The 26,463-nt window shown below is 73.2% G+C and carries 19 protein-coding genes and 2 pseudogenes; 6 read left to right on the top strand and 15 right to left on the bottom strand.

Features of this window, described 5'->3' with window-relative positions; genetic code table 11:
• From A8W25_RS30230 to A8W25_RS30220, 3 genes and pseudogenes are all read right to left on the bottom strand, one after another.
• Positions 1 to 669, bottom strand: a pseudogene (locus A8W25_RS30230) (hypothetical protein); the annotation flags it as partial.
• A gap of 88 nt (positions 670 to 757) precedes the next feature.
• Positions 758 to 1,021: a hypothetical protein gene (locus A8W25_RS30225; RefSeq protein WP_067167593.1), complete on the bottom strand. Its 264-nt coding sequence runs from the start codon at positions 1,019 to 1,021 to the stop codon at positions 758 to 760.
• Between the two features lie 162 nt (positions 1,022 to 1,183).
• The gene (locus A8W25_RS30220) at positions 1,184 to 2,812 is read right to left on the bottom strand and encodes an amidohydrolase family protein (protein WP_067167591.1); all 1,629 of its coding nucleotides are present in this window, start codon (positions 2,810 to 2,812) and stop codon (positions 1,184 to 1,186) included.
• 147 nt (positions 2,813 to 2,959) lie between these two features.
• On the opposite strand from A8W25_RS30220, the gene A8W25_RS30215 reads away from it, so the two are divergent.
• Positions 2,960 to 3,775, top strand: coding sequence for a uracil-DNA glycosylase family protein (locus A8W25_RS30215; protein ID WP_067167590.1), 816 nt, complete (start codon positions 2,960 to 2,962; stop codon positions 3,773 to 3,775).
• Positions 3,776 to 3,810: 35 nt separating this feature from the next.
• Here the strand turns inward: A8W25_RS30215 and A8W25_RS30210 are convergent, their stop codons facing one another.
• Positions 3,811 to 4,449: a DUF4232 domain-containing protein gene (locus tag A8W25_RS30210; RefSeq protein ID WP_067167588.1), complete on the bottom strand. Its 639-nt coding sequence runs from the start codon at positions 4,447 to 4,449 to the stop codon at positions 3,811 to 3,813.
• Between the two features lie 133 nt (positions 4,450 to 4,582).
• A complete protein-coding gene (locus tag A8W25_RS30205; protein ID WP_067167586.1) occupies positions 4,583 to 6,052 on the bottom strand; it encodes a SulP family inorganic anion transporter in 1,470 nt (489 codons plus the stop codon).
• Between the two features lie 256 nt (positions 6,053 to 6,308).
• On the opposite strand from A8W25_RS30205, the pseudogene A8W25_RS30200 reads away from it, so the two are divergent.
• Positions 6,309 to 6,449, top strand: a pseudogene (locus A8W25_RS30200) (VOC family protein); the annotation flags it as partial.
• Positions 6,450 to 6,505: 56 nt separating this feature from the next.
• On the opposite strand, the gene A8W25_RS30195 reads toward A8W25_RS30200, so the two are convergent.
• Genes A8W25_RS30195 through A8W25_RS30175 form a run of 5 tightly spaced genes read right to left on the bottom strand, consistent with a single transcriptional unit; the run spans position 6,506 to position 13,878 of the window.
• Positions 6,506 to 9,013 (bottom strand): acyl-CoA reductase, encoded by a 2,508-nt coding sequence (locus A8W25_RS30195; RefSeq protein ID WP_067167595.1) that lies wholly within the window; start codon positions 9,011 to 9,013, stop codon positions 6,506 to 6,508.
• Between the two features lie 17 nt (positions 9,014 to 9,030).
• On the bottom strand, positions 9,031 to 10,179 hold the full coding sequence (locus tag A8W25_RS30190) for an acyl-protein synthase (RefSeq protein WP_067167585.1): 1,149 nt from the start codon (positions 10,177 to 10,179) through the stop codon (positions 9,031 to 9,033).
• Positions 10,176 to 11,312, bottom strand: coding sequence for a GNAT family N-acetyltransferase (locus A8W25_RS30185; protein WP_067167583.1), 1,137 nt, complete (start codon positions 11,310 to 11,312; stop codon positions 10,176 to 10,178). The genes A8W25_RS30190 and A8W25_RS30185 overlap by 4 nt, the downstream gene beginning before the upstream one ends.
• Complete coding sequence (locus A8W25_RS30180; RefSeq protein WP_067167581.1) at positions 11,309 to 12,610, bottom strand: MFS transporter; 1,302 nt, start codon at positions 12,608 to 12,610, stop codon at positions 11,309 to 11,311. Before A8W25_RS30180 ends, A8W25_RS30185 begins: the two co-directional genes overlap by 4 nt.
• Positions 12,607 to 13,878, bottom strand: a complete 1,272-nt coding sequence (locus A8W25_RS30175; RefSeq protein ID WP_067167579.1) for a phenylacetate--CoA ligase family protein — start codon at positions 13,876 to 13,878, stop codon at positions 12,607 to 12,609. The genes A8W25_RS30180 and A8W25_RS30175 overlap by 4 nt, the downstream gene beginning before the upstream one ends.
• A 302-nt stretch (positions 13,879 to 14,180) precedes the next feature.
• Here A8W25_RS30175 and A8W25_RS30170 point away from each other — a divergent pair, with 302 nt between their 5' ends.
• The gene (locus A8W25_RS30170; protein ID WP_067167578.1) at positions 14,181 to 15,128 is read left to right on the top strand and encodes a GlxA family transcriptional regulator; all 948 of its coding nucleotides are present in this window, start codon (positions 14,181 to 14,183) and stop codon (positions 15,126 to 15,128) included.
• A gap of 85 nt (positions 15,129 to 15,213) precedes the next feature.
• Here the strand turns inward: A8W25_RS30170 and A8W25_RS30165 are convergent, their stop codons facing one another.
• The gene (locus tag A8W25_RS30165) at positions 15,214 to 15,597 is read right to left on the bottom strand and encodes a hypothetical protein (RefSeq protein ID WP_067167576.1); all 384 of its coding nucleotides are present in this window, start codon (positions 15,595 to 15,597) and stop codon (positions 15,214 to 15,216) included.
• A gap of 220 nt (positions 15,598 to 15,817) precedes the next feature.
• Entirely contained in the window at positions 15,818 to 19,378 is a 3,561-nt protein-coding gene (locus tag A8W25_RS30160) for a WD40 repeat domain-containing protein (RefSeq protein ID WP_067167574.1), read from the bottom strand.
• Here A8W25_RS30160 and A8W25_RS35865 point away from each other — a divergent pair.
• Positions 19,371 to 20,108 (top strand): hypothetical protein, encoded by a 738-nt coding sequence (locus tag A8W25_RS35865; protein WP_158942813.1) that lies wholly within the window; start codon positions 19,371 to 19,373, stop codon positions 20,106 to 20,108. The genes A8W25_RS30160 and A8W25_RS35865 overlap by 8 nt on opposite strands.
• Before the next feature lie 275 nt (positions 20,109 to 20,383).
• Here A8W25_RS35865 and A8W25_RS30150 read toward each other — a convergent pair whose 3' ends face one another.
• Positions 20,384 to 21,928 carry a DUF4331 domain-containing protein gene (locus A8W25_RS30150; RefSeq protein WP_067167571.1) on the bottom strand — a complete coding sequence of 515 codons (1,545 nt, stop codon included), beginning with the start codon at positions 21,926 to 21,928 and terminating at the stop codon, positions 20,384 to 20,386.
• Positions 21,929 to 22,081: 153 nt separating this feature from the next.
• Here A8W25_RS30150 and A8W25_RS30145 point away from each other — a divergent pair, with 153 nt between their 5' ends.
• Entirely contained in the window at positions 22,082 to 22,624 is a 543-nt protein-coding gene (locus A8W25_RS30145; protein ID WP_067167569.1) for a sigma-70 family RNA polymerase sigma factor, read from the top strand.
• A complete protein-coding gene (locus A8W25_RS30140; protein WP_067167568.1) occupies positions 22,621 to 23,394 on the top strand; it encodes an anti-sigma factor in 774 nt (257 codons plus the stop codon). Before A8W25_RS30145 ends, A8W25_RS30140 begins: the two co-directional genes overlap by 4 nt.
• A gap of 67 nt (positions 23,395 to 23,461) precedes the next feature.
• On the opposite strand, the gene A8W25_RS30135 is transcribed toward A8W25_RS30140, so the two are convergent.
• A complete protein-coding gene (locus A8W25_RS30135; RefSeq protein WP_067167566.1) occupies positions 23,462 to 24,433 on the bottom strand; it encodes a hypothetical protein in 972 nt (323 codons plus the stop codon).
• A 244-nt stretch (positions 24,434 to 24,677) separates the two neighbouring features.
• On the bottom strand, positions 24,678 to 26,150 hold the full coding sequence (locus A8W25_RS30130; RefSeq protein ID WP_067167564.1) for a SulP family inorganic anion transporter: 1,473 nt from the start codon (positions 26,148 to 26,150) through the stop codon (positions 24,678 to 24,680).
• Positions 26,151 to 26,463: the final 313 nt, after the last annotated feature.

The following is a 26,463-nucleotide window of genomic DNA, read 5'->3' as shown; positions in this document are numbered from 1 at the left end:
GGCACGGCGGTCGGCATCAGGACGGGCCTCGACGCCGTCGGGACCGGCTTCGCCTTCGGCGCGGCCGTCCCCGTCGGCGTCCGTCCGCGCGGGGGGCTTCGCCCTCCTGGCCTCCTTCCACGCCGTCCTGCCCGCCCGGGAGAGCGTGGTGGCCCACACCATCGCGCCGATGACCGTGGAGACGCCCAGCAGCAGCCACTTGACGGTCTCCAGCGCCGTCGCCGCGGCGAACGGCCAGTCGTCGACGCGGCCCCGCACCTTCAGCGCGCCGACGAGCAGACCGTTCTCGACGAGACCGAACACGGCACCGGCGAACGTGGCGATCATCGTCCAGTGGGAGACCTGACGGCCGCGCAGCCCGGAGTAGGTGTGGTGGCCGATCTGGAACACGAGCAGCAGCGTCGCCGCGCCGCAGGCGACCCACACCATCTGGGCCACCAACGCGTCCCGGAACGCACCGGCGTGCCCGTCGTACACCGCCTTGGCCGCGTCGGCCGTACCGGCGAGCTGGAGCCGGGCGAGGTCGACGTCCGGGGCGCGCCACAGGAAGTAGGCGACGCCGAGCGCCGCCGGAACGAGCGCTGCCCAGGCCCGGAGGAACCCCTGCCGGGCCGTGACGGGCCGGGCCGGTCGGACTGCCGTCGGGAGCGGCGGCGAGGAGTGAGGCATCGGGTCACCTCATGAGGTCGGTGGTCATACGTACCGTCCCGGTGGTCCACGGCCCCCGCCAGTGGGCGACCCGGACGGTACGCGCGGGTCAGTCCGGAGGTTCCTCCGGCTCCACTTCGTCGGCCGGTCCCTTCTCGTCCGGGCCCTCGCCGTCGTCCGGGGCTGATTTCTGGGCCCGGCGGTCGTCCAGTTCGCGCATCCGGCGCCGCAGGCCCGCGCGCACGCTCTGGTGGCCGGGCTTCGGCGCGGCCGCAGACATCGGTGGCGGCAGGTCGGGCGTCTTGGGTCCGTCCTCCTCCGAAGCGTCCTCCGGGTCGCCCCGGCCCTGGGGGTGCTTGTCCTTCTCGGCCATCTCAACCCTCCTTGCCGGGCGGGCCGGCAGCCGCGGCCTCGTCGGTCCCGGGCAGGAGGGCGAGCCGGGTGACCAGCATGCGGGGCTCCTTTCTGCCGGAACTCTGTTACGGGGACGGTCGCCCGGGGCGTTCACGCGCCCCGGGCTCAGGGGGATTTGGGGTCAGGTCAGCAGGCGGGACAGCGCGTCGGCGTAGTCGGCCGGCAGGTTCATCTCGTCGGCCAGGGTGTGCAGGAAGGTGCGGTCGCCGGACGCGGTCAGCCCGTCGAGGACCACCGGCTCCAGCTCCCCGGCGGCGGTGGGCGCGCCGATGCCGGGCCCGGTCGGGTGCGGTGCCCCGCTCGCGCTCAGCAGCGGCAGGCGCGGGCGCAGTTCGGCACCGGTGGGCTCGATCTCGTCCAGGGCCAGCTGCCAGCGCACACCGCCGTCGGGGGCCGCTGTGAGCGGCGCGACGGGCTTGGCGCCGAGAGCCGGGAGGTCGGCGAGCGCACCGGTCAGCCGGTCGGTGGCGTCGCCGAGGGTCAGCCCGGCCACGATGTTGTCCGCCGTGCCGTCGTGCAGATGCAGTACGTGGTCCGCCGACATACCGGGGACCTGCTCCAGCGTCTCCCCCGGCGCCAGGGCGTGCAGCAGCCGACGGGATCCGTACCGGGCGACACCGTCGATGGCGACCAGCCGGATGTCCTTGTCGCGGGCGTCGATGAGCGAGGTGTACGGGTCGCCTTCGGCGCCGTCGACGACGACGAGGTCCGCGCGCATTCCCGCGCCCAGCGAGCCCAGCGCCCCGTCCCAGCGCAGGATCCGGGCCGCGTCCCGGGTGACCATGGCGACCAGCTCCTGGTCGCTGAAGACGGATCCGGCGGCGGTGGACGCCAGCCGGGCGGCCTTGAGCTCGCCGAGCAGACCCTTGCTCCCCGACACCGACCAGTCCGAGCCGAGGCCCATCAGCACACCGGCGTCCTTGGCGGCGGCGATGTCCGCGGTATTCCCGTACAGCAGGAGGTTGGACAGCGGCGACCACACCATGGAGCCGCCGTGTCCGGCGAAGACGGTGAAGTCGTCGGCCGTCAGGCCGGTGCAGTGGATGCCCACCAGGTTCTCGGTGATCGCCCACTTGCCGGGCTTGAACTGGAGGGCCTGGAAGTGCGCCCGGGCGGCCGCGTCGGTGCCCTCCGCGAGGTGCAGGAGCAGCCGGTGCGGCTGTTTGAGCCGGGCCAGGAACTTCTCGGCGTCCTCCGCCTCCACGTCGGCGATCCGCGAGGCCGCCTCGGGCAGGTCCGGTGCGTCGGTCTGCTCGACGTTGCGGACGATGCCCCGGTACATCCGGCGGGCGCCCGCGTTGCTGAACAGGGCGATGCCCTGGCTGGTGGTGGTGCCGTTGACGAGGCACTTCGCCTCGACGTAGCGCACGACGGCGGGCATCAGAAGGGGATCCTGGCCGAGCGCCTTCATCGGTCCGGTGACCAGGGTGTGGTAGGCGGGGTTGCTGCTGCCGCCCCACTGCGAGCGGTTGCCGTACTTCTTGGGCACCTGCCACAGCGGCAGCACGTCGTACGGCAGATGGTTGTGCAGTTCGATGAGCCCCGGGTAGACCGAGCCCCGGGTGTCGACGGCTTTCACCGCCTCGAAGCCCGGTGGGGCGGGTGCGGTGGCGGGGAGGACCGCCGCGATGCGCCCGGCGGCCACATAAAGGATGCCGTCCTCGATCACGGTGCCCGCCGCGTCGAGGGTGACGATCCGGCCGCGCAGGGCGAACCGGCCGGTATCCGGGGCGTCTGCTCCAGGTGACATTGCGGGCATCCCTTCTCGCCACTCCCGAGGAGGCACGGATGAACACCACATATCGGATGAACATCACTTAATAGACACCATGCCGTAATGTCATCCACCGATCACCTTCTGTCATAACTGATCGCCCGCATGGAGTAGGAGCACCGCATGCACCCCTTCGATCCCGGCTACGCACAGGAGCCGTACGCCACGCTCGTGAGCGACTACCCCGGCCCGGAGATCTATCCGGCCACCGACTTCCGCGTGGAATGGGGCCCGATCTTCCACCGCGGGCGCCTCGACGGCACCGCCCGTGTGCTGGTCATCGGGCAGGACCCGGCCTCCCACGAGGCCGTCACCCGCCGGATCCTCGTCGGCACCGCGGGCCGCCGCTTCCAGGGCTTCCTGGCCAAACTCGGCATCGACACGAGCTATGTGATGGTCAATACGTTCGTGTACAGCGTGTTCGGGCAGCAGGGCGGCAACACGCACGCCAAGGACGAGAAGATCGCCGCGTACCGGCACAGATGGCTGGACGGCATCGTCGCCCACCAGCCCATCGAGGCCGTGATCGCGCTGGGCGGCCTCGCGGACACCGCGTACCGGACCTGGCGCGAGACCCCGTCAGGCGCCGCGTTCACCGGTGCCTACCAGCACGTCATCCATCCCACCTTCCCCGACAGCGCGGCGGGCTCCGGGACCGACCCGGCGGTGGCCATGAACAAGCTGCTGACGAACTGGAACAGCGCGCTGGAGGCGCTGCACGGCACGGTCACCCCCGACACCAGCCGGCCGCTCGTCCGCTACGGCAGCACCCTGACCCCGGCGGACCTCGCCACCATCCCCTCGGCCGACCTCCCGCCGGGCCTCCCGGCGTGGATGCGCTCCGACGAGCCGTGGGCCAGCCGGCAGGGGGCGACCCCCGCGGAGAAGCGCGCCACGATCATCGTGCAGATCCCGCCGGACCAGCGCCCCTTCTCCTGAGAGCCTGTCCGTGAACCCCGATCCGGGCCACGGGCCTACTTGGCGCCGACGGGGCTCACATATGTGCCGGGGTGCGTGGCCCCGTCCTGGAGCAGGATCGAGCCGACCGGCCACCGCAGGGTGTGGGAGTGGGTCTCGCCCGGCGGGGTGACCACGATGCGGGTCGGCCTGAACTCCTCGCCGCTGCCCTGGGTGTACGGCAGGTAGTAGATGTTGAAGGTGGTGGTGGCGCCCGGCCGCACGGTCACCCGGTGCGGCCGCTCGGCGGTCTGGCGCGGCAGCGACCACGTCAGGGGGCCCACGAGATCCACGCCCGGATACCCGGTCAGCGCACAGGACTTGGCGCTCTTGTTGGTGAGCGTGATGGTCAGCGCGTACTGGATGGCGGGGTTCTTGGCACGGCTGGTCGGCACGATCGCGAAGCCGAGGTCCGCGGTCCGGCAGCCCCCTCCGGATGCGGCGCCCGCACCGGTGCTCGCGGCGCCGTCCGGCTTCGCCGGTGTCGGCGCCGTACCGCCCCCGGTCGCGGTCGCGGTCCCCGGACCGGTGGCGGACGCGCCGGACCTGCCGCCGGTCGCGGCCGCCTTCCCCGAACCGCCGTCGCTGCAACCGCTCAGCATCAGACCGGCCGCCACGACGGCGACGGCGGGCGTGAGAATTCGGGGACGCGACACAGCGGGCTCCTCAGCCTCGTGCTCCATATGGACGACTCACGGAACGGCTCTCGCCGCACACCACCATGACGCGTACCACCCTGACGCGGTTTCAGACCGCCCGCGTGCGCGGCTCCGCGGCGGCCCCCTCCTCTCAGGCCGGATGCACCAGCCGGACCTCCTCGCTGCTCGCCCGGTTGTGTTCGTCCGCCCAGTTCCGCAGCGCGTTCAGACACGCGTGGTCGAGGTGGCGCAGTCCGGCCAGATGCAGGTGTACGGCACGGTCCTTGGGGAGTTTCTCCAGGGTCTCCAGGATGCGGGGCAGCCGCAGGAACGTGGCGTTGCCGATCACATGGGCGCTGACCAGCCCCTCCCCGTCGTCGGTGACCTCGATGTGGACGTGGGAGGTCTCCCAGGCGGCCTTGACCACGGCGAGCAGCAGACCGATGAGAACGCCCTCGAACATGTTGGTGAGGAGGATCGCCAGCGCCGTCGCCGCCAGCACCACCGCCTCGCCCCGGTGGGTCTTCCAGAGCCCCGACAACCCCTTGACCGGCAGGAGCTTGCATCCGGCGTGCACGAGGACACCGGCGAGCGCGGCGGTGGGTACGTAGGTGAGCGCGCCGGGCAGCAGCGCGGCGAAGAGCAGGAGCCAGACCCCGTGCAGCACACGGGACGCCTTGGTCCGCGCGCCCGCCTGCACATTGGTGGCGCTGCGGACGATGACCGCGGTCATGGGCAGCGCGCCGAGCAGCCCGCACACGGTGTTCCCCATGCCCTGCGCCATCAGCTCCTTGTCGTAGTCGGTGCGCGGCCCGGTGTGCAGCCGGTCCACGGCGGCGGCGCTGAACAGGGACTCGGCGGAGGCGATCAGGGCGAACGCCAGCACCGTGGCCAGCAGCCCGGTGTCGGCGAGCTTGGCGAACTCCGAGGAGCCCGGCGGCTGGACGGCGGAGCCGAGGCCGCTCACCCGCACCCGTGCCACCGGCAGGCCGAGCAGCACGGTCAGGGCGGTGGCGCCGCCCACGGCGGCCAGTGCGCCGGGCAGCAGCTGGCAGCGGCCGGGCAGCCTCTTCCAGAACGCCATCACGACGATGGTGCCCGCGCCGACGGCCGCCGCCGTGAGCGCGGTCGTGGAGTGCGCCACCTCCATGGCCAGGCGGGGCAGGCCCGCGATGTTCGGCACGCCCGCGCCGGGGCCCTTGCGGTCGGCGAGGATGTACAGCTGGCCGGCGATCAGGAGCAGTCCGATGCCGGCCAGCATGCCCTCCACCACGGCCAGCGAGATGGCACGGAACCAGCGGCCCATCCGCAGGGCCCCGAGGGCGAGTTGGATGAGGCCCGCCATCAGGACGACGACGCCGAGGGCGGCGAGGCCGTACTCGGTGACGGCGGTGTAGACGAGGACGGTCAGACCGGCCGCGGGGCCGGACACCTGCAGACTGCTCCCGGGCAGCAGCCCGGCGACCAGTCCGCCGACTATGCCGGTGATCAGGCCGAGTTCGGCGGGTACGCCGGAGGCGACGGCCACGCCCACGCACAGCGGCAGCGCGACGAGGAAGACGACGAGGGAGGCGGCGAAGTCGGTGCGCAGCGCGCGGGCCGGCGCCGGACGTGTGTTCATGGCGTTCCGTTCTGTCAGTGGAGGGAAGGAACGTCGCGGACTGTCGCGACCGGGCAGACGGCCCAGGGTGCGGCGTCGGGAAACGTACGGCAGCAGCGGACAGAGCCGGGCCGGGTGCCGTCGGAAGGTGTGGGTATGAGCATGGTCGGCGCTCTACCGCGTCGGGTAGGGGCGGCAAGGAGCACGTCCCGAGCGCACCGGGATCATGACCGGCTCACACCGGGGCGCGGGCGCCGCTTCCGGTACCTCCGGCGGCGACGTGGACACGGCGTATGCGGCCGTGCGGGAGAGCGGTGCGGAGTTCGCGCACCCGCCGCAGGACGAGGAGTGGGGCGTACGCCGGTTCTGGGTACGCGACCCCGACGGGCGGATGGTCCATGTGCCGGCGCACCGCTGACGCGCGCTTCCCCGTCGGCCCGGGCGCGGGCCCGGGCCGACGGGGCGGCGCTGGGGTCAGCCGCGCAGGTCCACCACCGAGCGCAGTTTGCCGCTGGTGGGGCTGCGGTCCAGGGACGCGCCGTCTACCGCCTCGACCGTGAGGTCGAGCAGCCGCTCGGTCACGGCCGAGCGCAGGTCCGGATAGTCCGCGAGGAACGCCTCGCGCAGTCCTTCGGGGTCCGCCGCGCCGGAGCGTTCCACCCGCACGGTGAGCCGTTCGCGGGTGTCCCGCCGGGTGAGGACGGTCTGGAGTTCACCGCTGTAGCCCGCCCGTTCCTGCGCGATGACCCCGAAGCGGCGGTGGTTGAGGAAGTACGTGGCCACCCGCATCACGTCCCCGGTCCTGCCGCGCAGTTCGAAGCGGGGTGCGTGGCTGCCGCAGGGGCAGCGCCCTTCGACCGCGCGACCGAGGTCGCCGATCACATAACGCCCGAGGTGCTGGCCGCGCCGGGCGTGCGTGGTGAAGACGAGCCGCCCGGTCTCGCCCGGCGCCACCGGCCGGTCGGCGTCGGCGTCGACTATCTCCATGGTGTGCAGATCGGCGTGCAGATGGTGGACGCCGCCGCTGCTCTCGGCGCACTGGTAGCCGAGCGGGCCGAGGTCGGTGCTGCCGTAGGTGATGGACCGTACGACCTCGATGCCGAAGGTGTCCCGCAGGGTGCGCTGCTGGGCGTCGGTGAAGTGCTCGCCGCCGTAGAACACCTTGCGGATGCCGCCGTACTCGCGCAGGGCGTCCGCCTCCTCGTGCAGCAGTTGCCACAGGTAGGAGGGCATGCCGAAGAGGGTGTCCGCCCGGTGGGCGATCAGCGCCCGCGCGGTGGCCCGGTGGTCGGGGCCGGCCGCGAGCGGCAGCTGGACGCCGCCCAGGCGCTCCAGGATGGAGAAGAAGCTGATGAAGCTGCCGTACATGCCGCCGCAGTAGAAGAGGTTGGCGGTGCGGTCCGCCAGCGGGTCGTAGCCCGCGGCGAGCAGACCCCGGGCGGCGGCGTGCATCTGGGTGTCGTAGTCGTCGTAGCTGAACAGCGAGAGGGCGGGGGCGCCGGTGCTGCCGCCGCTGTGGAAGTACAGCTCGGCGTCGGCCCTGGAGACCTGGCGGTTGAGCTCCTGGACCTCCTCCTTGCCGGTCAGCGGGCCGCCGGGCGGCGGCAGGACGACCGGCCGGGCCAGGTCGTCCAGGCAGGCGGTGGTGGCGAACCGGGTGTCGGCCTGGACCGCGACGCGTCGGCTGTAGCGCTGGAGCGCGTACACGCCGTCGTGCGGCTCGCCCGAGTACCCGGCGAGCATGGCGCCGAGGGGGGTGACGCGGGTGACGCCCGCGGCGAAGGCGGCGCGGGAGAGCTCGGCGGTGTCGGTGGGGCTCGCCGCGATGCCGGCGGTCTGCAGATACCGGCGCATGGGGCGCAGGGCGCCGATCAGCTTCTTGCGCGGCAGCGGCTTGACCCACACGCTGCGGTGCAGCGGCGAGGCGGTGAGGGCGGACCGGGTGTCGGCCATCACCCGCCAGGAGCCGTCGGGAGCGGCGAACACCCTGGTGAGGCCGAGGTGTTCCTCAAGGCGCGCGACCAGCTCGGTGGTGGTCAGCTCGGCCTGCTCGGCGATGTCGGGGCCGTCGGGCGCGGGTTCGGCGGCGGGCCGGGCGGCCAGTACGTCCGCGAAGCGCTCGGCGAAGGCGAAGACGTCCTGCTCGTCCTCGGTGTCGAGGTAGACCACCTGCGGGCTGGAGCAGGCCTGCTGCTCGTACTGGCACACGTCGGCGGCCAGGGCCTCAAGCGTGGCGCTCTCGTGCCAGGCGTCGCGGGTGAGGTAGGCGAAGGAGATGCGGTGTCCCCACTCCACCAGACGGCAGCCCGGCGGCACATGGGCCGAGACGCCCTCGACGGCGCTCTCGCCGCCCCAGACGGCGACCGCGTCGGCGGGCGCGCACATCAGCGCCAGCCACTCCTGCCGGGAGGAGGAGAAGCGCAGCACGATGACGCGGGCGGCGAGGGCGCCGGTGGTGTCCAGCGCGGCGAGCTCGGCCAGCAGGTGCTGGGTGAGCAGGGTGTCGCCGCCGCTGGTCTTGAGGATGTTGACGTTCCCGGCGAGCAGGCCCTCGACGATGCTGAGGGGGGCGACGGAGGCCGCGTTGCCCGGGGCGATGTGGGCGACCAGGCCGACCGGCGCCCAGGCCTCGTAGACCGTCTCGCGGGCGTCGGGCCGGTTCAGCCGTCCCGGGGCGGTGCCGCCGAGTTCGCGGCGCAGCTTGCGGGTGAGTTCGGTGCGGCCCAGGTAGGTGGCCAGCTCGTCGAGGAGGGCGGGGTCCTCGCCCTCGGGCAGATGCCGCGCGAGCCGTTCGCGTACCGGGTGGCTCGGGTCGCGCAGAGCCGTGGCGAGCGCGTCGCAGGCGGCGAGGACCGTCTCGGTCTCCAGCGGGCCGGCGAGCGCCTCCTCGACGGCCGCGGGCAGCTCGGCGAGGCGTCGCCCGGCCTCCTCGTCCCCGATGAACGCGCCCTGCCAGTAGTGGTGTTCGTCTGCGCGGTCCATGGTCTTCGTCCCTGCGGTCACGACATGCCCTTCATCAGTTCGGCGGCGGCCACCGCGCAGCTCTTGTTGCGGCTCACTCCGGCGCGCCCGTGGACGGTGAACCAGTCCGTGCCGAGCTCGCACCCGCACTCCTCGCCGGGGTGCAGCGAGGCGAGGTCGCCCATGACGACGCTCTGCGCCGGTACGGAGGTGATGTACGGGGAGACGAGGTGCAGATAGCCGGTCTCGCCGTACGGCAGGGGTTCCAGGGTGCGGGTGGAGAGGATGGACACGCGCGACCAGACGGGGGCGTGCAGCCGGTGGTGGTCGCACTCGATGTACGGGATGCAGTGCTCGACGGAGCCGAAGGTGTCGCGGATGCGGTCGCCGGGGATGCCGAGCTGCTCGGTGACGCGGGCGTACAGCTCGTCCTTGCCGATGCGCCGGTCGGCGTGGCCCTTCCAGCCGCCGCCGAGGACGACCAGGGAGCCCTCGGGCAGGCGCAGGGGCGGCAGCCCCATGGCGCGCATCCGCTCCAGGGTGAAGTAGAGGAAGGCGGGGAAGCCCAGGATGCGCACCGGGGCGTCGTCGTGCTCGAAGCGGCGCAGTGCGGCGACGCAGCCGAACGGGTCGAACTCATGGCCGCCGCCGGTGTTGCGCAGCGCGTACTCGACGGTGCGGGCCGGGGCGAAGTCGCAGAGGTAGTTGTCGGTGAAGGCGGTGCCGAGGTTGAGGGCGGGGGCCGGCTCGTAGCTGTAGAGGAGGTAGTTGACCTCCTGGTCGGGGGTGATCCAGCCGTTGCGCTCGAAGATGCGGGCGACCATGCGCTGGGCGGAGCGGATGGTCCAGTTGTCGAAGAACATCTGCGACTTCTGGCCGGTGGTGCCGGAGGAGGTCAGATGCAGGTCGACGTCCTCGCGCGGGATGGACAGCACTTCGTGGCGCTTGAAGAAGTTGGCGTGCACCAGCGGCGCGCGGTACGGGTGCGCGGGCGGCGCCGCCTCGTACAGCGAGCGGAAGAACGGGGAGCGTGCGGCGTGCCAGGCGTTGGTCTCCGCCATGGCCGCGGCGAACAGCGCGTCCTCGGCGGGCCCGCAGGCGTACGGGTCGGTCAGGTCGCACAGCTCCTGCACATGCGGCAGCAGGGCGGGGTCGGGGACGCCGACCGGGGCGAGATGGGGGTTCATGAGGCAACCTCTAGTGTGGGCAGGTAGGTCGACGCCCAGGCCGACAGATAGCAGTCCAGATAGGGCTGGAGGGGTGGCTCGACGACGACGCCGCGGAAGTCGATCTGCTCGGTGGTGCGCGAGAGCACGACGTAGTCGTGGAAGCCGTCGCCGTCCGCGCGCATCGCCGGGTAGAGCGCGCCCGCGACGAACCCCTGGGCCAGGAACGCGGAGAGCGCCTGGTGGTGAGCGAGCGGCACCAGTGCCTCCACATAGCCCGCCCCGGCCCGGGTCAGGGCCCGGGTGACGGGTTCGAGGTGGGCGGCCGCGGCGGCGGGGTCGGGGTGGGCGGTCAGGAGCGAGCAGTAGCCGCCGGTGCGGTTGAAGTACGCGTAGACCTCGAAGCTGCCGTCGTCGGGGGTGAGCAGCACGTTGGGCGTGTGCAGCGGGTAGAACCAGCCGGCCGTGTCGGGGAAGCGCTCGCGGAAGCGGCGGCGCACGAAGGCGGGCGCCTCGATCATCTCCAGGCGCTCGGTGGGACCGCGCCCGGCCGCCGGGAGCGGGCCGGTGGCGCGGACGTCGCCGTAGCTGACGCCCAGACAGCTCTCCACGGCCTTCAGGAGCGGGAGCAGCGCGGCGGGCACCTCGGTCACCGGTACGCGGCGCTCCAGCACCCCGGCCGAGTGACGCGCGTAGAGTGCGAGGCTCTCGCGGCTGCTGAGATCCACGGCGTTGGGCAGGACGCCCAGCGGGCGGAACCCGTTGCGGGCCACGACGCGCTGGGGTCCGGCGCTGACCGTGCGGACCGTCGCGTACACCGAGTCCAGGCGCCCGCTGTCCAGCATCTGGGCGCAGAGTGCCTCGGTCAGCGTGGCGGCCAGGCCTCCGGCGCGGTGGTCGGGGTGGACGGCGAGGCCTTCGAGGCGGCCGATCCGGCTGCCCGGCTCGCCGTGGATGGCGGCCGACGCGGCAAGCGCGCCGGTGTCCGGGCAACGGGCCACCAGCCACAGGGAGTCGGGGTCCTGGATGAGCCGGGCCATCTCGGCCGGGTCGGTGCCGAGCCCGGCCGGGTAGTGGGGCCCGTAGACGGCGTAGTAGAGCTGGCGCAGCTCGGCGATGTCGGCGCCGGTGGCCGGTGTGACCAGGACGCTCATCGCCCGCTCCCCACGGGTTCGGGGGTGCGGTCGGCGGGTGTGCTCGAACTCGCGACGCCCTGGGGCGAGTTGGGTGAGCCCAGCAGCGCCAGGGCGGCGGCGGCCGGCAGCAGACCCGCGGCCTGCACCAGGCACAGGGTCTGCGCGGAGAAGTGGTCCCCCGCAAGGCCGAACAGCAGCGAGGCCACCGGGAAGGAGGCGCCGAGGACCGCCTGCATCACCGCGAAGAACCCGGGCTTGTCGGCGGCGGGCACCAGCCGCTGGAACAGGGCCACGAAGCGCACCCCGATCACCCCGACGCACCAGCCGGCCACGACCAGGCACCCCGCGAAGACCAGCCGCCCCGCGAACAGGCCCGGCAGCGCGAGGGCGCAGGCCATCAGGGTCAGACAGCAGGCGCCGGTGACGGTGGGCCGCCCCGGCACCCGGGCGCCGGTGAACGAGCCGATGAGCGTGCCGCACCCCAGGGACGCCTCCAGGAGGGCCACGGTGGAGCCGCCGTCGCCGAGGACGGTCCGGGTGTAGAGCGGGATGACGACGAAGACGGCGGTGGTGAAGAGGTTGGCCGCGGTGAAGCAGACCAGGATGCGGCGTACGTACGGGAGTCCGCCGAGGATGGCGCGGAGCGTGCGCGGCTCGGACACCTGGGTCGCGGCGGCCTCGCCGTCGGCGCCGGGTGCGGCGGTACGGAAGCGGACACCCGCGACGAGCAGCGCGGCGGCGAGGTAGGCGGCTCCGCAGCCCGCGCCGAGCCCGGCCACGCCCGCGCGGTCGACGGTCACGGCGCCGAGCAGCGCGCCGCCGAGACCGGCCAGGGACTGGGTGGACAGCTCGAAGCCGGTGGCCGCCTCGATGTCCTCGTCGTCGACGAGTTCGGGCACCGAGGTGGTCAGACAGGGGTCGAAGAAGGCCTGGCAGGTGGCCAGGGCGAGGGTCGCGGCGTAGACGGCGGGCAGCGGCAGCCCGCTGGTCCACGCCCAGACCGCCAGGGCGACGGCGACGGCCCCGGCCACCGCGGCGGCCGTGCGCAGCACCGAGCGGTGGGCGCTGCGGGCGACGACACGGGCCACCACCGGGGCGAGCGCCACGGCGGGCAGGGTGCTGACGGCCATGAAGAGCCCGGAGGCCAGGCCCCGGCCGCCGTCGACCGCGTACGCGACCAGCCACCAGGAGACACCGACCTGGAACATACGGACGGCGGCCTGGGTGAGGACCTGGCTCAGCCACACCGCGCCGAAGGCACGGTTGCGCAGGACGAGCGGCCGACGGCGGCCCTCGTCCACGAGGGGGGTGCTCATGCGGTCGGCCTCTCGTCCAGGACGCGGACGAGCTTGCCCGTGCGCGGGTTGACGACGAGGTCGCGGTGGCGCGCCCACTCGACGGCGAGCGGGTGCACGAATCCGGTGCTGACACTGTCCGGATACAGCGGCCGGGCGCTCTCCAGCTCGGTGACCACGGCCTTGGTGAGCAGTTCGAGCGCGGCCGGGTCGTCGTCGCCCGGGGCGGTGGCGAGCCGCAGCACCAGTCCGTCGCGGCCCTCCCAGCGGCGGACGACCAGCTGCATGCCGACGATGCGGCCCTCGGTGTCGGCCTGGGCGACGGCGTCCTGCGCGTCCTGCGCGTACAGCGACACGGGTCCCACGCGGACGCCTTCCTCGGCGCGGCCGAGGATGCGGAAGTGGCCCAGAGCGGTGTCGGTCCACTCGGCGCGGTCGCCCGCGGGGTAGCGGATGACGGGCATGAGACGGCGGAAGAGGCTGGTCACCACGACCCGGCCGGGCCGTCCTGGCTCGGTGATGGGCTCGCCGGTGGTGTCGTCGAGGATCTCGATCACGGACTGCGGGGTGAAGGCGCGGTGCACCCGGGGGTCGGGGCCGGGCACCGGGCGGCCGAGCAGCCCCGCGTCGACGCTGGCGTAACCGACCGAACGGATCGCCGCGTTGGGGAACGCGGTGGCCAGGAGCCGGCGCTGGTCGTCGAAGAGGGCCTCGCCGCCGAACAGGACCAGCTCCACCGCGTCGAGCCGCAGGCCCGCCGAGAGGATGTGCTCGGCGAGGCGGCACAGCGTGGTGGAGGTGCCCGTCACGACCTGCGCCGCGAAGTCGCGCAGCGTTTCCACCGTCGACTCCAGCGGCGCGGCGCCGCCGATGGGCAGCCGTACGTTGTCGACGGGGGCGTGGGCGAGCGAGTCGAGCAGGAAGAGGAAGCTGGCGTAGAGCTCGCCCGCGTAGAAGAGGTCCGCGACGCGGTGGCCCGGGCGCAGGCCGGTGTCCACCAGGCCCTGGCCGAAGGCGGTCACGAAGGTGCGCCACTCGTCGCGGGTGTAGACGGAGAACTTGGGCGCCCCGGTGGTGCCGCCGGTCTTGTAGACGGTCGCCTCGCTGAGGGGTCCGGTCAGGACGCGGTTGCCGTCGAGGGTGTTGGCCGCCCAGAACTTCTCCTGGTCCACGACCGGGAGGTCGGTGAGACGGTCGGCGTCCGGCGGCAGGGACGCGTAAAGCTCTTGGTAGAAGGGCGAGTTGTGACGGGCGAACCGGATGAGGTCCGAAAGCTGCTGGGCGGACATGCGGCCTTTGCCTAGGTGAACGGAACTGGTCGGGAATCACCGCGGCATGGCGAGACCGTGTGCTCGCCGCCTGCGGGATCGATCGGTGTACAGGGGATTCCCCGTGCCCCTGACTCCTTGAGACGCGTCGAGAACTGACGCGCGGTCACGATGATGGAACATCCGCGCGCGAATCGCAAAGTTGGCCGCACATCCACCGGTCTTCATGGCCGAAAACGATGATTCTTATGGGCCCAACGGTTGATGATGCAACGATTCGAAGGCTGAACGCCCCGATCCGGGCACTCTTCTATGGTTGAGCCATGCACACCGTGGCCGTCCTCGCCCTCGACGGAGTCATCCCCTTCGACCTGTCCACGCCGATCGAGGTGTTCCAGCGCACCCGGCTGCCCGACGGCGGCGGCGCCGCCTACCGCGTCCAGGTGTGCGCGCCCGTCGAGGAGGTCGACGCCGGGGCGTTCACGCTGCGGGCCCGCCGGCGCCTGGACGCGCTGGCGGAAGCGGACACGGTGATCCTGCCGGGCTGCGCCGACCCTGCCGCGCCCGTCCCGGACGACGTCCTCGACGCCCTGCGGCAGGCCGCCGCGCGGGGCACCCGGATCGCGTCGATCTGCACGGGTGCCTTCGTACTCGCCGCCACCGGGCTCCTCGACGGGCAGCGGGCCACCACGCACTGGGCCGCCGCCGCGCTGCTCGCCGAGCGCCACCCCGCGATCGATGTCGACCCGGCGGTCCTCTACGTCGACAACGGCCAGTTGCTCACTTCGGCCGGTGCCGCCGCCGGGCTCGACCTGTGTCTGCACATGATCCGCCGGGATCTGGGCTCGGCGGTGGCGGCGGACACGGCGCGGCTGTCGGTGATGCCGCTGGAACGCGAGGGCGGACAGGCCCAGTTCATCGTGCCCGACCATCCGCCCGCCCCGCGCGGCTCGACGATGGAACCGCTGCTGCGCTGGATGGAGGAGAACGCGGGCGACGACCTCAGCCTCGACGACCTCGCCGCCCGGGCCGGGATGAGCGCCCGCACCCTCCACCGGCGCTTTCGCGAGCAGACCGGCACCTCGCCGCTGCAGTGGCTGCACCGGGCGCGGATCCGCCGGGCCCAGCACCTCCTGGAGACCACCGCCCACCCCGTCGACCGCATCGCGCTCCAGGTCGGCTTCGGCTCCCCCACCGCCTTCCGGGACCGCTTCAAGCGCCTGATCGGCACCAGCCCGCACGCCTACCGGCGCAGCTTCCAGCGGGGCTGAGAGCCTGTCTTTGAACCCGGACATGCCGGAGCCGCCCGCCGGGGAGAGCTCGGCGGACGGCTCCGGTGTCATCGACGACCGGCGGTCAGCACTGTCGCAGACCGTAGGCCGGGTCCTGGCCCGTGTTCACGTCCACGGCGGGCACATTGCCCCAGGCGCCGTTGTCGAGCTGGGTCCAGTACCAGATGTCGTTCTGGCCCTGGTGCGGGTCGCCGTGGCCCCAGCACGCGAACCAGCTGAAGGTGCCGTTCAGCTGGCCGCGGGTCGCCGAGCGGTACGAGCGGTCCGCGTAGCCCTTCGCACCCGCCTTGTTGCCGCAGTACAGCCGCCCGTCCGAGCGCACCCCGCACTCGGCGGCGGGCTTGGCGGCCTTGGCCGGGGCGGCGGCCACGGCGGGAACGGCGGCGGTGAGTCCGGCCGCGAGTACGGTGGCGGACGCCATCAGGGCGAGCCTGTTGCGTACGTTCATGGTGTGCGTGCTCCTTGTTCGCGTCGTACGAGTCCTGCACGTGTCCCGTGCCTCATGGAGCGGCATCGCGAGAGGTGGGGGTGGCGTCCGCCGCTGGTCGGGACGGGTCGAGCCTGGCCGCCCGCCGGGGGCGCTGTCGAGGAGGCGGGCGTCGCCCGTCGGGACGTGAAACGGGAAACACCCGGGGAAACAGCACCGGCGGACCTTGCTTGACCCGCCGTCAGCCGGCCGGCCCGCAGACGCGTTCGTACGGCAGCCCCGGCAGCAGCCGGGCCCAGCTGCGCGGCCCCGTGTCCCCGAGGAGACGGCAGACCTCGCCCTCGCGCGCCCGCAGGTCGGTCGTCCACAGCCGGACCGTGCCGTCGTTGCTGCTGCTCGCCAGTGTCCGCGCCCGTCCGGCGGCTCCGGGGGCGAAGACCACGCCCCAGACAGCGCCCGCGTGGCCGCTCAGGCTGGCGACGAGCCGTCCCGAGTCGGGCTGCCACAGCCGTACGGTCCGGTCGCTGCCGCTGCTCGCGAGCACCGCCCCGTCCGGGCTGAAGGCCACCGCGCGCACCGACCCGCTGTGGCCGGTGAGCGAGCGGAGGGAGGCGGCGCGCCGGGGGTCCCAGAGGCGGACCGTCCCGTCGTTGCCACCGCTCGCCAGGGTGCGGCCGTCGGGCGAGAACGCCACACCGCGCACCGAGCCGGTGTGGCCGCGCAGGACCGTGCGCACCGCGTGTCCCGCCGGGTCCCACAGCCGGACCGTCAGGTCGTCGCTGCCCGTGGCGAGGGTGCGCCCGTCCGGGCTGAAGGCGACCGCGTTGACGAAGTCCGTATGGCCGCGCAGGACCGCCGGCGCGGCACCGCCGTCCGCGCGCCACAGACGTACCGTACGGTCGGCGCTCCCGGACGCCAGGGTGCGCCCGTCCGGGGAGAACGCGACGGCGAACACCGAACCGTCGTGCCCGGTCAGCGTGGTGAGGAGCCGGCGCCGGGCCACGTCCCACAGCCGGACCGTGCGGTCGGCGCCCGCGGAGGCCAGCAGACGGCCGTCGGGCGAGAAGGCGACGGCGAACACCGAGCCGTCGTGGCCGGTGAGCGGCGGGAGCGGGCGGTGCCCGGCCACCTCCCACAGCCGTACCGTGTGATCGGCCGCCGCGGCGGCCAGCAGCCGGCCGTCCGGCGAGAAGGCCGACTGCCACTCCTCGGTGAACGGCCGTGCCACCAGCACCGGTCCGCCCGGGTTCCACAGCACCACCGACTGGTCGAACCCGCCGCTCGCGAGGCGCCCGTCGGGTCCCGCCGCGACCGAAAGGACATAGTCGGTGTGGCCCGAGAGCACCGCCGCCACCCGGCGTTTCACCGGGTCCCACAGCCGGACCGTGCCGTCGCCGCTCGCGCTGGCGAGGGTGTCACCGCTGCGGCTGAAGACCACGGCGTTCACATCGTCGCCGTGGCCGGTGAGGACCGCGCCCGCCGTACCGTCGGCGATGTTCCACAGCCGTACGGTGCGGTCGGCGCTGCCGGACGCCAGGGTGCGCCCGTCGGGGGCGAAGGCCAGTCCGAGCACCTGGTCGGTGTGGCCGGTGAGCACGGCGCCCGGACGTCCTTCGGCCGCGTCCCACAGCCGTACCGTCCGGTCGGCGCCCGCCGAGGCGACGGTCCGCCCGTCGGGGGCGTAGGCGACGCCCATCACCGCGTCGCCGTGCCCGGTGAGCACCGCGCGCTCCGTACCGTCCGGCACGTCCCACAGCCGTACCGTGCGGTCGGCGCCGCCCGAGACGAGGCCGCGTCCGTCCGGGGCGAAGGCGACCGACCGCACCGCGCCCCGGTGGCCGGTCAGGATCGCGGTCATCCGGTGCGAGGGCATGTCCCACAGGCGTACGGACCCGTCCGTGCTCGCGGTCGCCAGCCGGTGGCCGTCCGGGGCGAAGGCCACGGCCGTGACCGGGCCGTCGTACCCGGTGAGCGTTGCCGTCTCCCGGTGGTGGACGGTGTCCCAGATCCGTACCGAGGCGTCCGACCCGGCCGAGGCGAGCAGACGCCCGTCGGGGCTGAACGCCAGGCTGTTGACGGCCCCTTGATGACCCGTCAGACGTCCGTCGAAGTACTGGGCCTGGGTGCTGAGCAGGGCCCCGCGCGACTCGGGCGTCGAGGCCGTCCGATAGGCGGCGGCCGCGAGCAGCATGGACGCCTCCGGCCGCCCTTCGGCGAGCGCCTCCGACCGCACCGCCATGGCCTGCGACTGGGCGGTGCGGCGCTCCTGGTACGCGTCGGAGCGCTGGCGGAAGGCCACGGCGCCCGCCGCGAGGGCGACGGTGAGCAGCGCGGCGAGGGCGCCCAGCAGGACGCGGCGGACCCGGACGTGGCGGCGCGCCGCCCGGCGGCCGCGCTCCTCCTCGGCCAGGCAGGCCGCGACGAACGCGGCTTCGCGCGCCCCCAGCCGGTCCCCGCCGCCGGGCCGCCGGTCCCAGCCGCGGACCGCGTCGAGCCGCGCGCCCCGGTACAGCAGCCCGGGGTCGCGGGCCGCGCGCGCCCACTCCACGGCGGTGTCCGCGAGCTGCTGGCGCTGGACGAGGGCGGCCCGGTCGCTCTCGATCCAGCCGTGCAGCCGGGGCCAGGCGTGCAGCAGCGCCTCGTGGGTGATCTCCACGGTCTGGGTGCCCGCCGTGACGAGCCGCGCCCGCACGAACGCGTCGAGGGCGCGCGCGGCGGCCTCCGGATCCGCCGACTGGCCGGGGATCAGGGCGCGTTCGAGGGGTCTGCGGGTCTGCGCGGCGGCCCCCTCACCGACCTGCACCAGGCGTACGAGGAGGTGGCGTGCCATCCGCTGTTCCGCCGGATCGAGGCGGGTGAACACGGACTCGGCGGTGCGGGCCACCGCTCCGTGGATGCCGCCGGTCGTCTCGTACCCCGCGACCGTCAGGGTGCGGCCCGCGCGCTGCTGCCAGGTCGCCAGCAGGGCGTGGCCCAGCAGCGGCAGCGAGCCCGGGGAGGCCGCCGGGCCGGAGCGCAGATCGCGCAGCAGCAGCTCGGCCAGGCCCGGTTCCAGGGTGAGCCCGGCCCGCTCGGTGGGACCGGTGACGGCGGCGCGCAGCTCGGCGTCGGACATCGGTGCGAGCGCGAACAGGCCGTGGGTGAAGGCCTCGGCGAGTTCCGGGTGGTCGAGGCAGTGCCCGAAGAAGTCGGCGCGCACCCCCAGGACCACGGCCGCCTCGGCCGGAGCCGCGGCTCCCGTCGGGGTCCCCGACCCGCTGCCGGTCGCCAGCGCGTGCAGGACGGCGACGAAGGCGCGGCGCTCGTGCTCGTCGGCGCAGAGGGTGAAGACCTCCTCGAACTGGTCGACCACGAGGACGAGTCCGGGGTGACCATGGGCCTCGCGCACCGCGGCCGGCAGGGCGTACGGCCGCTCGGCCAGAGCCTCGGGGGTGAGCCCGGCGCCCGCGCGGCCCAGCAGATCGGCTGTGCAGCGCACCAGTTCCTTGAGCGGGTGCGCGGTCGGGGTGCACACCACGGCGGGCCACGCGGCGGACCCGGCGACCGGGAGCGCGCCACGCCGCAGTGCGGGCAGCAGTCCCGCCTGGAGCAGCGAGGACTTCCCCGCGCCGGACGGCGCGACCACGGCCAGCGGACCGTGGCCCACGCGCTCGGCGAGCCGCCCCACCAGCTCCGCCGTGGCGCCGTCCCGGCCGAAGAACCACTCGGCGTCCTGCGGCCCGTAGGCGGCGAGTCCCCGGTACGGGCACCGCGCCCGCTCCGGGTCCCCACTGCCCCGCCTCTGTGAACGTGCCGTGCCCAAAGGCGAGTTGGGCCAGCGCCGTGGCTACGTAGGCGCGGTCGCCGGGACCGGTGGCCGAGTCGAGGGCCTGCGTGAGGATCCGGTGGGAGGCGTCGGTGTCGCCGCGCAGCTCGTGGACGTAGGCGAGCCGGCAGAAGACGGGGATGCCTGGCCTGCGTTCGTCTGCGGTGCGCGCCGCCGTCAACGCCTCGTCGTAGCGGCCGAGTTCGACCAGGGCGTCGACGCGCAGTGCGAGGGCCAGTTCGTCGTAACCGTTGACGGCGAGTGCGGCGTCGGCCGCGGTGAGCGAGCCGGTGAAGTCGTGGCGGGCGGCGGCCAGCGCCGCGCGCCCCGCGAGTGCGGCGTCGTTGTCGGTGGGCCGCAGCTTGAGCGAGTGCTCAAGGGCCTGATCGGCCTGCGCGTAGCGGGTGGGGTCGCCGTTGGTCCGCGCCTGCTCGACGTAGGCGGCGCCCAGCCCGGCCCACGCGGTGGCGTCTTTGGGCTGCGCCTTGAGGTGGGCCTGCAGGGCGGTGATGCCGCGCGGCAGATCGGCCGGGTCGAGGCGGCCCGCAGGGGCGGCGGCCACGGCGGGAGCACGCGGCGGGTCCTGGCCGTCGAAGGCGAGCGCCCCGAGGCTGAGCCCCGCGGCGAGCGCCAGGGCGACGGCGCTGCGACGCAGGACCTTCCCGCGCCACCGGGGCGCGGGCGTGGCCTGGGTGCTGGTCATGGCGGATCCTTTCAGGAGGCGTGAGGAACGTTCCGGGGCGTTGCGTAGCTGGTCGCGGACGGGGCGGCCGATGGCAGGACGGGGCCAGGAGGCCGGTCGCCGCGGTGCGGACGGGGCCGGGTGTGCTCGGTGGCCAAGGGCAGCCGTTGCGATGCGGCTCTCCGGATGGGCGGCCGTCATCTGGTTGGTCGGGGCGGTTTCGGGCCGCCCCGGCTCGGTGGGGACCACCGGGCCGGGGCGACGGTTTCGGGCTTGACTTCCCGGTGTGGCAGGGGCCGTCGGACGGTCCGGAGCAGGCGTTACGCGCCGGTCTCCCGGCGCCGCAGCCGCCACCACACCAGGCCCGTGCCGATCAGGGCGATGCCCGCGGCACCGGCCGCCGCCGAGCCGATGAGGAGGGTGTTCTCATCGCCGCCGGACGAGACGGGGCGCGCCCCACCGGTGAGCTGAGTGCTCGTCGCACCGCTCGTCCGGGCACTGCTCTTGCTGCTCTTGGCGAGCGGGCCCTGCGACCCCGAGGCCGGCAGTGCTACGTATGGGAAGCTCTTGCCGAACTCCGCGTCGTTGGCGTTGACGGCGTCACCCAAGTCGTTCTTGGCGCCGGTCAGTTCGCCCTCCACCACCTGGAGCGAGATGTCCACCACGTCGTCGGCGAGCCGGCGGCCGTTGGGGTAGCCCGCGGTGTCGCCGTCGAGGACGCCAAGGCGCTTGGGCGAGCTGCTCGGCGGTATGGCGGTGTTGAGCCGGATCATCTCCGCCGGGCGGACGTTCGGCGGCTGGTTGAGGTCCTTCACCCCGGTCAGGAATACCGACACCAGGTCGGTGCGCGGCTGCGCCGGAGCCTTGATCTTGTAGATCGACTCGATCAGCTTCGGCAGTTCCGGCTTGGTGACGTACGAGGCGAAGTCGGCGTCGTTCCAGGGCGCGGACGCGTTGAACTTGTCCTTGTCCTTGAGCGGCACCACGACCTCGTTGACCAGGGGCATCCCGAGCCGGGACACCTGGCTCCAGCCGCCCGAGGCGTTCTTGCGCTGGGTCGTCGACCAGATCCCGATGACCGGTTGCCGGGTCGACTTGCGCAGCTGGGCGCTCGGCACCTGGAGGGCGATCGTGTTGACGTTGTAGCCCTTGAGGGTGTCCTTTCCGACCTCGGAGAGGTTCCCGCCGTACAGCAGGTCGAAGACGCGCAGGTCAAGGAAGAACGGGTCGTCTGCCTGACCCGCGAACGCCGTCGTCCCGCCCGGCAGCTGCCGCACCGCCTGTGAGCGCAGCGCGCCGTAGTCCGGCATCGACGCCTTGCCGACGTTGGACGGCGACACCGGCAGGCCCTGTGCGAGCTTGGTGCTGGAGATGACCTTCTGGTCCTTCAGCTTCAGCAGCTCGATGTCGTATGTCTGGGTGAAGTTGAGGTCCGGGTCGTCCAGTGTCGTCACCGGGCCGGTGTTGTAGAGGAACGTGTTGCCGTTCTTGACGCGGTTCTTGAACGTCCAGCGGTACAGCAGGTCGCCCTGCCCGTCCCCGTCGCTGTCGATGTGGATGTCGTGCTGGGCGTCGCCGGCGAACGGATAGAAGTTGGGGCCGCCCGCCGGTTCCTCGAACGGTGTCCAGTTGGCGATGAGCGTCGTCGTGTCCGGCCGGTCCGGGCTGACGAACGCGTACACATCGGTGTTGTCGTACTGGGGCTGCCCCGAGATCAGCGGGGCCTCCCGGTGGCTGGAGGCGCTTGCCGCCCCCGGCCGCAGCGCGGGCACACCGGCGGCTGCGAGCCCCCCGGCGGCGAGCGCACCAGCGGCCAGCACGGCGATGGAGCGGCGTGCCGGCCTGCTCCTGGTGTTCGGTGTCATCGCTTCCGTCCTTCTCGTGGTGCGGTGGCGTGCTTGACGGGAAGCCATTCGGAGCCCGGCCCGCAGCGGATTGGTGGCACGGGCAATCCGCCTCGGCCTCTCGCTCCGAAGGGGCGACGACGGGACAATGGCGCCTGCGGAGAGGGGGAGCCGGTGGAGGCCGACAGGCTGCTGGTCCTGGTGGCCGGAGGCGACCAGAAGGCGTTCGAGGAGCTGTACGCCCTGGTGTCCGGGCCGGTCTACGGCCTGGTGCGCCGGGTGCTGCGGGATCCCGCGCAGTCCGAGGAGGTAGCCCAGGAGGTGCTCCTCGAACTGTGGCGCCGCGCCGCCCGCTTCGACCCGGGGCGCGGCACCGCCCTGTCGTGGGTGCTCACTCTGGCGCATCGCAGGGCTGTTGACCGGGTGCGTTCGGCGCGGGCCGCGAGCGAGCGCGAGGAGAAGGCCGCCCGGCGCTCCGAGGGGCCCGCCTTCGACCAAGTGGCCGAGGAAGTGGAGAGCGGTCTCGAACGCGACTGGGTGCGCCGCTGCCTGGAGCGGCTCACCAGCCTCCAGCGCCAGTCGGTCACGCTCGCCTATTACGACGGCTACACCTACCGGGAAGTCGCCCAGCGGCTCTCCGTCCCGCTCGGCACGGTCAAGACACGGATGCGGGACGGTCTGCAGCGCCTGCGCGAATGCCTGGAGAAGGCCGTATGAACCCCCTCGCCCCCCTCAGCCGGATCAGAGGCGTCCATTCCCTCGCCGTTCCCTACGCCCTCAACGCCCTGGAGCCGCGCGAGCTGCGACGCTTCGAACGCCATCTGGCCCGCTGCGCCGTCTGCGCCGCCGAGGTGCGAGAGCTCGCCGCCGGGACGGAGCGCCTGGGGCGCGCCACCGCACGTCCGGCCCCGGACGCCCTGCGGGAGCGAGTGCTCAGGGAGATACGCACGACAGAACAGGAGCGGCCGGCGGCCGCGTCGACGCCACTGCGGCCCCCCAGGCCCGCCGTGCGCCGCCCGTTGCTCCTCGCCACCGCCGGGGCCGCCGCACTCGCGCTGGCCGGCGCGGTGCTGCTCGGGGTGCAACTGGACCGTACCCAGGACCGGCTCGATGCCGAGCGGGCCCGGGCGGCATCGATCGCCGAGGTGCTCGCCGCTCCCGACGCGCGTACCGGTACGGAGCGGGACAGTCGGGGACGCGGCATCAGCGCGGTCGCCGCACCCGGGCTGCACCGCGCCGTGGTGACCGTGGTCGGACTCGGCGCGCCGCCCAGAGGACGCGTGCGGCAACTGTGGGTGATGGCAGGTCAGAACGCGGCACCGCGCTCGGCCGGGCTGGTGCGCGGCGAACATCCGGCCGTGGTCACCGGAATCGCACCCGGAAGCACGGCATTCGCGGTGACCGACGAACCAGAAGGCGGCTCACCTCGTCCCACCACGCCGCCGCTTGTCCAACTCGCCCTGGAACCAGGAGAATTCGTGGAGTGAGTACGGAATGCCGGCCGCGCGGGCTTATCCGGCTGCGAGGGGTTGCAGCGATCGGTGGCGGGTGTGGTCAGTGCTGTAGGTCGGCGCGGAGGAGGTTGGGGTTGGCGCCGGTGAAGTAGGCGGCGCTGGGGACGTAGACGGCGTTGCCGCGTACGGCCACCGAGGTGGGGTTGGACAGGCCGTCGCTGCCAGTGAGGACGGTGTGGTGATGGCCGTCGGCGGTGATGTAGGCGGCCGTGTTGGGGACGTTCAGAGCGGCGATCAGGGCGTCGCCGTGCCCGGTGAAGGCGAAGTCGTCGATGCCCGGCAGGCCGCTCGCGCGGACCTGGGCGGGTCCGGCCGTGCCGTCGCGGCGGATGGGGATGCGTACCAGGGTGCCGGTGTCGCTGTTGCTGACCCAGACGGCGTGGTGGTGCACCTTGATGCCGTTGGCGCCGAACGCGGTGGTGGGCTTGATCAGCTTGTCGTCGGACCAGGTCTTCGCGGTGCCGCCGTTCACCGGAAGGGTGTGGACCACGCCGAGTGCCGAGTCGGCGCTGTAGAGGCAGTGTTCGTCCTCGTCGAGGGCGAGGCCGTTGGGGAATCCGGTCACGGGGAGGGTGGCGATCCGCTCGGGCCTGCCGCCGGGGCGCAGGCGCCAGATGCCGTGCAGGTCCTTGGTGCCGGTGGCGTAGCCGAAATAGAGCGTGCCGTCGTGGGCACGGGCGATGCCGGTGACGACGGCCGCGCCGATGAGCGGGGTATGGGGATGTGCGGGGGCGGGCAGGGTGGCGAGGAGGGTGAGGTGGCCCTTGCGGTCGACCCGGGCGATCTGACGTGCGAAGGACAGTGTGAGATCAGCGGAGCCGTCCGGCTCGACGGCGATGCTCTCGGGCTGCTGGCCCTTCGCCAGATCGAAGTGCCGGATGGTCCGGGGGTGGGACAGCGGGGGCGAGACGGCGACGACCGCGGTCGCGGCGGACAGCGCCAGGGCGAAGCCGGCGAGGACGGTGCAGGCGGGGCGGAACTTGCGCCGGGTGGGCCGGGTCGGCTGGGACATGGTTTCTCCTCATCCGGTCAATGGGTCGACGGGACGGTGATCGTCGGGGTGAGCGCGGTGCGTAGGTCAGCAGAGCACGCCCGTTGCCGCGCCGGCCCTGGCCCGCCGCCGCGCCCGCCGTAATGTCCCCCGGTTGGCCGCCGCCGCACGGCGGCACAGCTCTGTCGCCACGGGATCGGAGCGGGGCCCGCCGCAGGTGTACGTGCGCGACGGGTCCCGCTCGCGCATCGGGTGCGTCGTGGTGTCAGCCGGTGCGGATCAGCCGGACGGCGTCGGTGTGCTGCGCGTTGTGCTGGTCGGCCCAGCCTTGCAGGGCGCTCATGCAGGCGTGGTCGAGATGGCGCAGCCCACTGAGGTCGAGCTCGACGCCGCGGCCGTGGGGCAGCCGCTCCAGTGCGTCCAGGATCCGCGGCAGCCGCAGGAACGTGGCGTTGCCCGTGATGCGCACCCGTACGGTGCCGCCGCCCTGGTCGGTGACGTCGATGTGCACGTGCGACGTCTCCCATGCGGTCTTCGCCACCGCGAGCAGGATGCCGATGAGGACGCCCTCGAACATGTTGGTCGCCAGGATGGATCCCGCGGTCACCACCAGGACCACGGCCTCGCCCCGGTGTTCACGCCACAGCGGACCCAACTCACCCACCGGCAGCAGCTTCCAGCCCGCGTGGACCAGCACTCCGGCGAGAGCGGCGGTCGGGATCACGCTGAGCGCACCGGGCAGCATCGCCGCGAACAGCAGGAGCCACACACCGTGCAGCACGCGCGACATTTTGGTGCGGGCACCCGCCTGGACGTTGGCAGCGCTGCGTACGATCACTGCGGTCATCGGCAGTGCTCCGAGCAGCCCGCAGACGGTGTTTCCCGCTCCCTGGGCCATCAGCTCCTTGTCGTAGTCCGTACGGGGACCGTGGTGCAGCCGGTCGACGGCCGCCGCGCTGAACAGGCTCTCCGCCGAGGCGATCAGGGTGAAGGCCACCACGGTGGCGAGCACGCCGATGTCCGCCAGACGGCCGAAGTCGCCGACGGCGGGCGGCTGGATCGCCTCCACCAGCCCGCTGACCTGGACCCGGGCAATGGGCAGGTCGAAGGCGGCGGTGACGGCGGTCGCCGTACCGACCGCGACGAGCGGACCGGGAAGCAACTGCGCCCTGTCCGGCAGGCGCTTCCAGACCACCATGAGGAGGATGGTTCCGGCGCCGACGCCGAGCGCGGTGAGCGCCGGCCCGGAGCGGAGGATGTCGGCCCCGAGGCCGGGCAGGCCGGCGACGTTGGCCGTGCCGCTGCCGGGCGCTTTACGGTCGGCCAGCGCGTACAACTGCCCGGCGATCAGAACCAGGCCGATGCCCGCGAGCATGCCGTGGACGACGGCGAGCGAGATGGCCCTGAACCAGCGGCCCAGCCGCAGTGCGCCCAAGGTGAGTTGAATGATCCCGGCCGCGAGGACGATCACTCCGAGTACGGACAGGCCGTGTTCGCGTACGGCGGTCAGGACGAGGACGGTCATCCCTGCGGCCGGACCGCTGACCTGAAGGCTGCTGCCGGGCAGCAGCCCGGTGACGAGGCCGCCGACGATACCGGTGATCAGGCCGAGTTCGGCCGGTACTCCGGAGGCGACGGCCACGCCCACACACAGGGGCAGGGCGACGAGGAAGACCACGAGGGACGAGGTCAGATCGGTGCGCAGAGCGCGCTTGAGCGAGGAGGTAGGCGAAGGCATGGCGTTCTCTCGTGAGGAGGAAAAACGTCGTGGCGTGCGTGACCCCGGACCGGCGGACGGGAGTCCGCGCCGTACGCGGTCATCGGGGCGGAACGTCCCGCAGCCCGTCGCGGCGCCGTCCAGAGGCAGATGCGTGAGTGGACCGGCCGCTGTGGGCCGCGCGTACGGCGGTCTCTTCGCCGGAATGCCCGAAGGGGCGAGAAGAGCGTTCGGCGCATCTGGGCATGGCCTACCGGAGCGCGGCAAGGGAGCGGCGGAGCAATCCGGCGCAGCTCTGCTCAGCTCGCGGCGGCCCTGGTGGGACGGGTGGGCG

The sequence above is a fragment of the Streptomyces sp. ERV7 genome (assembly GCF_001653515.1).
Classification (GTDB): Bacteria; Actinomycetota; Actinomycetes; order Streptomycetales; family Streptomycetaceae; genus Streptomyces.
Note: the sequence above shows the minus strand (reverse complement) of the source record. Positions and strands in the feature narration are given on the sequence as shown.

Bases quoted from the DNA above. Each gene is read 5' to 3' on its own strand.
- A8W25_RS30195 (WP_067167595.1), bottom strand. From the start codon at position 9,013: ATGGACCGCGCAGACGAACACCACTACTGGCAGGGCGCGTTCATCGGG.
- A8W25_RS30175 (WP_067167579.1), bottom strand. From the start codon at position 13,878: ATGTCCGCCCAGCAGCTTTCGGACCTCATCCGGTTCGCCCGTCACAAC.
- A8W25_RS30170 (WP_067167578.1), top strand. From the start codon at position 14,181: ATGCACACCGTGGCCGTCCTCGCCCTCGACGGAGTCATCCCCTTCGAC.
- A8W25_RS30205 (WP_067167586.1), bottom strand. From the start codon at position 6,052: ATGAACACACGTCCGGCGCCGGCCCGCGCGCTGCGCACCGACTTCGCC.
- A8W25_RS30215 (WP_067167590.1), top strand. From the start codon at position 2,960: ATGCACCCCTTCGATCCCGGCTACGCACAGGAGCCGTACGCCACGCTC.
- A8W25_RS30225 (WP_067167593.1), bottom strand. From the start codon at position 1,021: ATGGCCGAGAAGGACAAGCACCCCCAGGGCCGGGGCGACCCGGAGGAC.
- A8W25_RS30220 (WP_067167591.1), bottom strand. From the start codon at position 2,812: ATGTCACCTGGAGCAGACGCCCCGGATACCGGCCGGTTCGCCCTGCGC.
- A8W25_RS30140 (WP_067167568.1), top strand. From the start codon at position 22,621: ATGAACCCCCTCGCCCCCCTCAGCCGGATCAGAGGCGTCCATTCCCTC.
- A8W25_RS30130 (WP_067167564.1), bottom strand. From the start codon at position 26,150: ATGCCTTCGCCTACCTCCTCGCTCAAGCGCGCTCTGCGCACCGATCTG.
- A8W25_RS30180 (WP_067167581.1), bottom strand. From the start codon at position 12,610: ATGAGCACCCCCCTCGTGGACGAGGGCCGCCGTCGGCCGCTCGTCCTG.
- A8W25_RS30165 (WP_067167576.1), bottom strand. From the start codon at position 15,597: ATGAACGTACGCAACAGGCTCGCCCTGATGGCGTCCGCCACCGTACTC.
- A8W25_RS30135 (WP_067167566.1), bottom strand. From the start codon at position 24,433: ATGTCCCAGCCGACCCGGCCCACCCGGCGCAAGTTCCGCCCCGCCTGC.
- A8W25_RS30190 (WP_067167585.1), bottom strand. From the start codon at position 10,179: ATGAACCCCCATCTCGCCCCGGTCGGCGTCCCCGACCCCGCCCTGCTG.
- A8W25_RS30185 (WP_067167583.1), bottom strand. From the start codon at position 11,312: ATGAGCGTCCTGGTCACACCGGCCACCGGCGCCGACATCGCCGAGCTG.
- A8W25_RS30150 (WP_067167571.1), bottom strand. From the start codon at position 21,928: ATGACACCGAACACCAGGAGCAGGCCGGCACGCCGCTCCATCGCCGTG.